Annotated in this window: 7 protein-coding genes; all 7 read left to right on the top strand. The window is 77.1% G+C overall.

From position 1 onward, the window contains the following. Positions 1-138: 138 nt before the first annotated feature. The 7 genes from BJP40_RS01255 (at position 139) to rfaE2 (ending at position 9201) form a co-directional block, all read left to right on the top strand. Positions 139-1233, top strand: coding sequence for a glutamate--cysteine ligase (locus tag BJP40_RS01255; protein WP_071277808.1), 1095 nt, complete (start codon positions 139-141; stop codon positions 1231-1233). 548 nt (positions 1234-1781) lie between these two features. Further along, entirely contained in the window at positions 1782-2786 is a 1005-nt protein-coding gene (locus tag BJP40_RS01250; RefSeq protein WP_071277805.1) for an NAD-dependent epimerase/dehydratase family protein, read from the top strand. 132 nt (positions 2787-2918) lie between these two features. Next, on the top strand, positions 2919-4601 hold the full coding sequence (locus BJP40_RS01245) for a carbamoyltransferase C-terminal domain-containing protein (protein ID WP_071277802.1): 1683 nt from the start codon (positions 2919-2921) through the stop codon (positions 4599-4601). An 11-nt stretch (positions 4602-4612) separates the two neighbouring features. Further along, a complete protein-coding gene (locus BJP40_RS01240) occupies positions 4613-5578 on the top strand; it encodes a glycosyltransferase (protein ID WP_071277799.1) in 966 nt (321 codons plus the stop codon). Beyond that, positions 5575-6858: a glycosyltransferase gene (locus tag BJP40_RS01235; RefSeq protein ID WP_071277796.1), complete on the top strand. Its 1284-nt coding sequence runs from the start codon at positions 5575-5577 to the stop codon at positions 6856-6858. Before BJP40_RS01240 ends, BJP40_RS01235 begins: the two co-directional genes overlap by 4 nt. A 139-nt stretch (positions 6859-6997) precedes the next feature. Then, entirely contained in the window at positions 6998-7801 is an 804-nt protein-coding gene (locus tag BJP40_RS01230; protein WP_256220586.1) for an SIS domain-containing protein, read from the top strand. Beyond that, positions 7798-9201: a D-glycero-beta-D-manno-heptose 1-phosphate adenylyltransferase gene (rfaE2, locus tag BJP40_RS01225; RefSeq protein WP_071277811.1), complete on the top strand. Its 1404-nt coding sequence runs from the start codon at positions 7798-7800 to the stop codon at positions 9199-9201. Before BJP40_RS01230 ends, rfaE2 begins: the two co-directional genes overlap by 4 nt. The last annotated feature ends 180 nt before the right edge of the window (positions 9202-9381 follow it).

The following is a 9381-nucleotide window of genomic DNA, read 5'->3' as shown; positions in this document are numbered from 1 at the left end:
CACCGGAACGCGGGCTCGTCAGGCGGGGCGCACGACCGGGCCGGGCTGGCCCTGTCGGCGGCTGGCCCGATCGGGTGAGGCGCCACCCCCACCCCTAGTGCCCGATTTGTGGCGTTTTTTGCGGGTACCCGGCGGCACATGATCACTGTTGGGGTCGAGGAAGAGTTCTTCCTGGTCGATCCGGTCACCTGCCTCCCCGTACCGCTCGCCGACGAGGTGCGCGCCGCGGCCGGACTGGAGCCGATCGTGGACGCCTCTGAGGTCCAGTCGGAACTCCTCCAGTCCCAGATCGAGGTGGCCACCCCCATCTGCACCGACCTCGACGAGGTCGGCGGCCACCTGCTGCGCCTGCGGCACGCACTCGGTACCGCCGCGGAGAAGAACGGCTGCCGGATCGTCGCGGCGGGCACGGCACCCTTCCGCGAGGCGGCGCCGGTGCCCGTCACGGAGTGCGCCCGCTACCTGGCGATGCGCTCGCAGGCACCGCAGTTGGTCGAGGAGCAGCTCGTCAACGGCATGCACATACACGTCGGCGTGCCCGACCGGGCCACCGGCGTCGGGGTCCTCAACCGGATCCGCCCCTGGCTGCCGGTGCTGGTGGCGATGTCGGCCAACTCGCCCCTGTGGGACGGTCACGACACCGGGTTCGCGAGCTGGCGCACGGTGATCTTCGGCCGGTGGCCCGCGGCCGGGCCGCCACCGCACTTCGCGGACCTCGACGACCACGACACCCGGATACGCGTCCTGCTGGAGTCGGGGGCGGTCTCCGACACGGGCCAGCTGTACTGGCAGGCCCGGCTCTCCGACCGCTACCCGACGGTCGAGGTGCGCTGCATGGACGTGCAGCTGCGGGCCGACACCGCGGTGATGTTCACGGGCATCGTGCGCGCGCTGGTCGCCACGGCGCTGCACGAGGAGGCCGCGGGCGCGCCACCCCCCGTGTGCCCGCCGGAGCGGCTGCAGGCGGCGAACTGGTACGCGGCGCGGCACGGGCTCAGCGATCTGCTCATGGACCCCGAGGGCCGGTGCCGGCGGGCCGGAGACGTGCTGTGCCTGCTGCTGGACGCGTTGACGCCCGCGCTGGAGGAGACCGGGGACACCCGCGAGGTGAGCTCGCTGGTGCACCGGCTGCTCCAGCAGGGCACCCCCGCCGACCAGCAGCGCAGGGTGCTCGCCGAAGGCGGCCCGGCGGCGCTGACCGATCTGCTGATCACCGAGACGGTGGCTCCGTGAGCGGCGGGAGCCGGGTGGCCCCGGGGCGGAGGACCGCGCTCCGGGCCGCACCCGCACGGAGCGGACCACCGCGCCGCCGGACCCCGGTCGGCCCGGCCTGGTACCGGGCCCCCGCCCTCCTGGCGGGACCGGGGCACGGACACCCGGCCGGTCGCCGTCCCGCCGGGAGCGCGCGTCCCCCTGCCGTGGGTGCCCGGCCACGGGCCCGCCGGGGCGCCCGGCCGTCCGACCCACCCGCGCCCCGGGGCGGCGCACCGGGCCGGAGACGCGCCGGACCGCCGGGACCCTCCAGGGTCCCGCGGCCCCCCGACCCGCTGCCGCCGTCCCTCGGCGCTCCCGGCCTTCCGGACGCGCGGAGGGCCGCTTCCGGCGAGACGCCGGGCCCGGCGCCGGTCCCCGGGGCACCCGTGGGCCCCGACCGCGCGACCGACCCGCACGACCCGTAAGTCCACCACGCCGCGGAAAGACCCGTGCGGCACGAGCGACCCGCACGACACACAACCGCACGACAACGGGCCGACGGCCCGGCGGACGAAGGAGGCCCCCGGATGAGCACCGAGTTCGCGCGCACCTGGCAGCACGCCGTGGTCACGGGCGGCGCCGGCTTCGTCGGCTCCCACCTGTGCACCGCGCTGCTGGACGCCGGTACGGAGGTCACCTGCGTGGACGACTTCAGCACCGGCCGCCGGGCCAACGTGGCCGCCCTGCTCGACCGGCCCGGCTTCCGGCTGCTGCAGGCCGACGTCGCGGAGCCGTTCGCGGTGGACCGGCCGCCCGACCTGGTGCTGCACTTCGCCTCCCCCGCCTCGCCCGCCGACTACCTGCGGCTGCCGATGCACACCCTGGAGACGGGCAGCCTCGGCACCCGGCACGCGCTGGAGCTGGCGCACCGCGCCGGGGCGCGCTTCGTGCTGGCGTCCACCTCGGAGGTGTACGGCGACCCGCAGCAGCACCCGCAGAGCGAGCGCTACTGGGGCAACGTCAACCCGGTCGGCCCCCGCAGCGTGTACGACGAGGCCAAGCGGTTCGCCGAGGCACTGGTGACCGCCCAGGCCGGCACGTACGGCACGGACGTCGGGATCGTGCGGCTGTTCAACACGTACGGTCCCCGGATGCGCGGCCACGACGGGCGGGCGGTGCCGACGTTCATCCGCCAGGCGCTGGCGGGTGAACCGCTGACGGTGACCGGGGACGGGCGCCAGACCCGGTCCCTGTGCTACGTCGACGACACCGTGCGCGGGGTGCTGGCGGCCGCGGCGCACGGCATGCGCGGGCCGGTGAACATCGGCAACCCGGACGAGATCACCATGCTGGACCTGGCCCGGCTCGTCATCACCCTCACCGGGTCCGACGCGGACGTCCGCTACATCGAGCGGCCCGTGGACGACCCGGCGGTGCGCTGCCCGGACATCACCCTGGCCCGGGACAAGCTCCAGTGGGAGCCGCGCGTCGCCGCCGCGGACGGGCTGCGGCGGACCATCGACTGGTTCCGCGCCCACCCCGCCGACCCCGACCCGTCCCCCGGCTCCCCGGCCGCCGCACACCGCCGCTGAGGCCACCGCCCCGGACCCTCCGCCGGTACCCCCGGCGCAGGTCGCGCCGCTCCGCGGCGGGCCCCGCGCCGCGCGGGCGTACCGCCCTCCGCCCCGCTCCCTCCTCCGACTCGCCGAAAGGCGGACGAGCCCATGCGCATCCTCGGTATCAACGCCCTCTTCCACGACCCGGCAGCCGCGCTGGTCATCGACGGGCGGGTGGTGGCCGCCGCGGAGGAGGAGCGGTTCTCGCGGCGCAAGCACGGGAAGCGGCCCGTGCCGTTCTCCGCCTGGGAGCTGCCGGAGCAGGCCGCCTCGTGGTGCCTTCACCGGGCGGGGCTGCGGCCCCAGGACCTGGACGCGGTGGCGTACTCCTTCGACCCCGGACTCGCGAGACCCGCCGCCGACATGGGCCTGGACGACCCGTGGGACCACCTGCGCCTCACCTACGCGCGGGAGGCGCCCGGCTTCCTGAAGGCGGCGCTGCCCGGCCTGGACCCGGCCGCGGTGCGGTTCGTGCCGCACCACATGGCGCACGCCGCGTCGAGCGCGTTCGCGGCGGACGGCGACGGGATCGACACGGCGTCGGTGCTCGTGCTCGACGGGCGCGGCGAGCGGGCCTCGCACCTGGCCGCCCGCCGCGTGCACCACCGGCTGGAACCCCTGGCGGCGCAGGACCTGCCGCACTCCCTCGGCCTGGTCTACGAGGAGTTGACGGCCCATCTGGGCTTCCTGCGCTCCTCCGACGAGTTCAAGGTGATGGCCCTCGCCTCGTACGGGCGGCCGCGGATGCGGGACGAGCTGCGGCGGTACGTGTACCCGACGGGCGACGGCGGCTTCCACGCGTCCGGGGTGCCCTGGCACCAGCTGTGCCCGCCGAGGGGCCCGGAGGAGGCGTGGACGCAGGACCACGCGGACCTGGCGGCCAGCGCCCAGGAGGTGCTGGAGGAGACCCTGCTGGACCTCGTGCGCTGGCTGCACGGCCAGACGCACGACTCGGTGCTGACCCTCGCCGGCGGCGTGGCGCTCAACTGCGTGGCGAACGCGAGGACCGCCCGCGAGGGCCCGTTCTCCCGCGTGTGGGTGCAGCCCGCTGCCGGCGACGCGGGCACGGCGCTCGGCGGGGCGCTGCTGCTCGCGGCGGGCGGCGGTGACGACGTGGCGCCGATGGGCGGCGCCGACCTGGGCCGCGAGTGGTCGGACGCGGAGCTGGGCGCGTGGCTGAAGACCGCCGCCGTGCCGTTCGAGCGGCCCCCGGACATCGCGACGACCGTGGCGGAGGCGCTGGCGGACAACGCGATCGTGGCGTGGTTCCAGGGGCGCTCCGAGTACGGGCCGAGGGCGCTCGGGCACCGCTCGCTCCTCGCCCATCCCGGGCACGCGGGGAACCTGGAGCGACTCAACGACGTGAAGGGCCGGGAGCAGTTCCGGCCGGTGGCGCCGATGGTGCTGGCGGAACGCGCCGCGGAGGTCTTCTCCGGTCAGCTGCCCAGCCCCTACATGCTGTTCGTGCACGAGGTGGCGCCGCAGTGGCGGGAGCGCATCCCGGCCGTGGTGGACGTCGACGGCACCGCGCGGGTGCAGACCGTGGACCGGATCGCCGAGCCGCTGGTGGCCCGCATGCTGGACGGGTTCGAGCGGCTCACCGGGCTGCCGGTCGTGGTGAACACCAGCCTCAACACGGCGGGCAGGCCCATGGTGGACGATCCGCGGGACGCCCTGGAGTGCTTCGGGTCCACGCCGGTGGACCTGCTGGCGATCGGGCCGTACGCGGTGCGGCGGGGCGCGTTCTTCGCGACGGACGCACAGGACTCCCAGTCCGTGCGCGGGCAGTGAGGGAGAGGGCCGTGAACATCCTTCTGTGGCACGTGCACGGCTCGTGGACGACGGCGTTCGTCCAGGGCCCGCACACCTACCTGGTGCCGGTGCTGCCGGGCCGCGGCCCGGACGGGCGGGGCCGGGCGGCGACCTTCGCCTGGCCCGACGCCGTACGGGAGGTGACACCGGACCGGCTCCGGGAGGAGCACGTCGACCTGGTCCTGCTCCAGCGGCCCGAGGAGTTCGACCTGGCCGAGCGGTGGCTGGGCGGGCGGCTGCCCGGCCGTGACGTGCCGGTGGTGTACCTGGAGCACAACGCGCCGGACGGGAACGTTCCGTCCACGCGGCACCCCTGTGCCGAGCGGCCCGAGGTGACGCTCGTCCACGTCACGCACTTCAACCGGCTGTTCTGGGACTGCGGCCGGGCCCGCACCGTGGTCGTCGAGCACGGCGTCGTCGACCCGGGCCACCAGTACACGGGCCGGCTGCCCCGCGCCGCCGTCGTCGTCAACGAGCCGCTGCGGCGCGGCCGCCACACCGGTACGGACCTGTTGCCCGCGCTGGCCGAGGCCGCGCCCCTCGACGTGTTCGGGATGCGCACCGAGGGCCTGGCGGCCCGCCTGGGGCTGCCGGAGGAGCGGTGCAGGACCGCGGACCTGCCGCAGCGTGCCCTGCACGCGGCGATGGCCGAGCGGCGGCTCTACCTGCACCCGGTGCGCTGGACGTCGCTCGGACTGTCCCTGCTGGAGGCCATGCACCTGGGCATGCCTGTGGTGGCGCTGGCCACGACGGAGGCGGTGGAGGCGGTGCCGCCGGGCGCCGGGACGCTGTCGACGCGGCCGGAGGTGCTGGCGGCGGCGGCCCGCCGGTACCTGGCGGAGCCGGAGGCGGCCGCCGAGGACGGGGCGCGCGCCCGCCAGGCCGCCCTCGAACGGTACGGGCTCAAGCGCTTCCTCGACGACTGGGAGCGTGTGATCACGGAGGCGCGCTCATGACCCGCGACGGCTCCCGCGGTCCCCGGAGCGGGCACGGCCCCGAGGGGCCGTCCGGTCCCCTGTCGGTGGTCCTCGTCTCGGAGCACGCGAGTCCGCTCGCGGCGCTCGGCGGGGTGGACGCGGGCGGGCAGAACGTCCACGTGGCGCGGCTGGCCGCGACGCTCGCCGACCGCGGCCACGAGGTGGTGGTGTTCACCCGCAGGGACGCGCGGTGGCTGCCCGACCGGATCCGGGTGCGGCCCGGCGTGGTCGTGCACCATGTGCCCGCCGGACCGCCGGAGGCCCTCCCCAAGGACCGACTGCTGCCCTACATGGGGGCGTTCGGCCGTCATGTCGCGGACGTGCTGCAGGGCCGGCCGCCCGACGTGCTGCACTCGCACTTCTGGATGTCCGGCGTCGCGTCGCTGCTGACCGCCCGGGCCCTGAAGGTGCCGCTGCTGCACACGTACCACGCGCTGGGCACGGTGAAGCGGCGGCACCAGAGGGCCGCCGACACCAGCCCGCCCGAACGCATCGGCGCGGAGCGGCAGGTCGGGCTGGGCTGTGACCGGATCATCGCCACCTGCGAGGACGAGGTGCGTGAACTGCTGCGGATGCACATCCCGGCGGGGCGGGTGAGCGTCGTCCCGTGCGGGGTGGACACGGAGGAGTTCTGCCCCGTCGGCCCGGTCGCCGAGCGGGGCACCGCACCGCACCGGCTGCTCCAGCTGGGGCGGCTGGTGCCCCGGAAGGGCGCCGCGGTGTCCGTGACGGCGCTGCCGCGGCTGCCCGGCGCGGAGCTGGTGGTCGTGGGCGGCCCGCCGCCGGAACGGCTGGGCACTGACCCTGAGGTGCGGCGGTTGCGGGAAGTGGCGCGGCTCGCCGGGGTCGCGGACCGGGTGCGCTTCACCGGCGCGGTGTCCCGCGACGCGGTGGCGCCACTGCTGCGCAGCGCGGACGTGGTGCTGTGCCCCGGGGACTACGAGCCGTTCGGGATCGTGCCGCTGGAGGCCATGGCGTGCGGGCGGCCCGTGGTGGCCACCGCGGTCGGCGGCCAGCTGGACACCGTGGCCGACCCGGAGTGCGGGCGGCTGGTGCCGCCCCGCGACCCGCAGGCGCTGGCGCGGGCCGTCGCCGAGTTCCTCGCCGACCCGGCGCTGCGGGTCTCCTGCGGGGCAGCGGGCCGCCGCCGGGTGCTCAGCCGGTACGACTGGACGCGCGTCGCCGCGGCGACGGAGGCCGTGTACGCGGAGGTGCGCGCCGCGCGCGCCGCCGGGGCGGCCGTCTCCGGGGCCGCCTGAGCGTCCCTCCCCGCGCGCCCCCGCCCGACCCTCGTGTACGGAGCCGCCCGGCCCCGTGAACCGAGCACCTGCCACCCGTGAACCGAGAAGGAGGTGCGGGACCGCCGCCGCCCGCGAGGGCGCGGTACGCCCGGACGCCATGGACGACTTCCCCCGCAGCGCACACGACCCCGCCGACCGCCCCGCACGGCAGCCCGCGCCCCGTGACGGGCAGGACCGGGACCTCCCGCACCACGACGCAGGGGACCCGTGGTACGCCCACCTGGACCCCCGGCACCCGGTGCACGGCGGCGCCCGAGGGGCCCCCGCGCGCACCGCGGTCCACGAGGCCTCCCGCCGGCACTGCCGGGACCTGCAGGAGGCGGTCGGCCGGCTGCACCGCGACCACGCCGAACGGCTCGCGCGCTGGGGGGCTCGGCTGGCGGCCGTGCTCCCCGGCGGCGGCCGGCTGCTCGTCGCGGGCAACGGCGGCAGCGCCGCGCAGGCCCAGCACCTGACGGCGGAGCTCGTCGGGCGCTACCGGCAGGAGCGGTCCGCGTACTCGGCGGTGTCCCTGCACGCCGAGACGTCCAGCGTGACGGCCATCGGCAACGACTACGGCTTCGAGCAGGTGTACGCCCGGCAGGTGGCGGCGCACGGCCGGCCCGGCGACGTACTGCTGCTGCTGTCCACGTCGGGCCGGAGCACCAACCTCATCGCGGCGGCCGCGACGGCGCGGTCGGCGGGGGTGCGGGTGTGGGCGCTGACGGGGCCGGCGCCGAACCCGCTGGCGGACGCGGCGCACGAGGCGCTGTGTGTCGACGCGGGCAGCACGGCCACGGTACAGGAGGTCCATCTGGTGGCGGTGCACCTGCTGTGCGAGTGCTTCGACGCGGCGGTGGAGGCGGCGGCTCCGGAGGCGGCGCCGACCCGGTTCGCGTCGGGCCTGTGGAGGGTGTCGTGACCGGGGCCGGGCGGGGACCGCTGGTCGTCGTCGGGGACGCCCTCCTCGACGAGGACGTCGAGGGGGTCTCGACCCGGCTCGTGCCCGACGCGCCGGCACCGGTCGTGGAGGTCACCGGTGACCACCGCCGGCCCGGGGGCACGGGCCTGGCCGCGGTGCTCGCGGCCCGCAGCGGGCGCGAGGTGGTGCTCGTCACGGCGCTGGGCGACGACCCGGCGAGCGAGGCCGTGCGGCACGGGCTGGCCGGGCGGGTCCATGTGGTGGAGGTGCCGCTGCGGGGCACCCTGCCGGTCAAGACGCGGGTGCTCGCGTCGGGCCGCCCGGTCGTCCGCGTCGACCGGGGCGGCGGAGCGCCGGGGCGGCCCGGGACGGCGGTGCGGGACGCCCTGGCGGGGGCGCACACCGTGCTGGTCGCGGACTACGGGCGGGGCACCGCGGCGGCCGTGCGGGACGAACTGGCCGCGGCGGCGCGGCGGGTGCCGCTGGTGTGGGACCCGCACCCGCGCGGGGACGCACCGGTGCGGGGCGCGCGGATCGTGACGCCCAACGCGGCCGAGACCCGGGCGTTGAGCCCGGACGACGGCGACGAGTCCCTGCGGGCCTACGCGCAGCGCGGCACGGACCTGGCGGAGCGGTGGCGGGCGGCCGTGGTGGCGGTGACCCTGGGCGACCGGGGGGCGCTGCTGACCCGGCCGGGCGTCGCCATGCCCATGCTGGTGCCCGCCCCGTACCGGGCACTGGGCGACCCGTGCGGCGCGGGTGACTGCCTGTCCGCGGCGACGGCCGCCGCGCTGGCGGGCGGGGCGCTGCCGGAGGAGGCGGTGCAGCGGGGGGTGGCGGAGGCGGCGGCGTTCGTCGCGGCGGGCGGCGCAGGCAACCGGGCGCTGTGGGACCGCCCGGGGGCGCCCGGCCGGGAGGAGCCGCCGGCCGCGGACCCCTTCGCGCTGGCGGAGCGGGTGCGGGCCCGGGGCGGCACGGTGGTGGCGACGGGCGGCTGCTTCGACCTGCTGCACGCGGGGCACGTCGGCCTGCTGGAGAGCGCCCGCCGGATCGGTGACTGCCTGATCGTGTGCGTGAACTCGGATGCCTCGGTGACCCGTCTGAAGGGCGCGGGGCGGCCCCTGAACCCGCTGGCGGACCGGGTGCGGGTGCTGGCGGGGCTGGGCAGTGTGGACGCGGTGGCCGTCTTCGACGGGGACACGCCGGTGGAGCTGCTGTCGCGGCTGCGGCCGGACGTGTGGGTGAAGGGCGGCGACTACGCGGTCGAGGACCTGCCGGAGGCGCGTGAGCTGCGCGACTGGGGCGGCCAGGCGGTTGTCCTGCCGTACCTGGACGGCAGGTCCACGACCCGGCTCGCCCACCGTGCCGCCCGGGTCGTGGACCGCGGCCGCCGCCCTTAGCGCCCGCCGGCCGGCGGGCGTCCCCGCGGGGCGGCGGGCGTCCCCGCGGGGCGGCGCGGTCACACCGCCGCGCCCTCCGGCCGCGTTCCCCGTCCGCCACGCGTCAGCCCGGCAGGGCGACGGGCGGACGTGCGGCTGCGGGTGCCGGGGCGTCGCGCGGGGTGCACCGCCCGTGGGGCC

It is taken from the genome of Streptomyces sp. CC53 (assembly GCF_001865245.1).
Lineage (GTDB): Bacteria > Actinomycetota > Actinomycetes > Streptomycetales > Streptomycetaceae > Streptomyces.
This window is presented reverse-complemented; position numbering and strand designations above follow the sequence as displayed.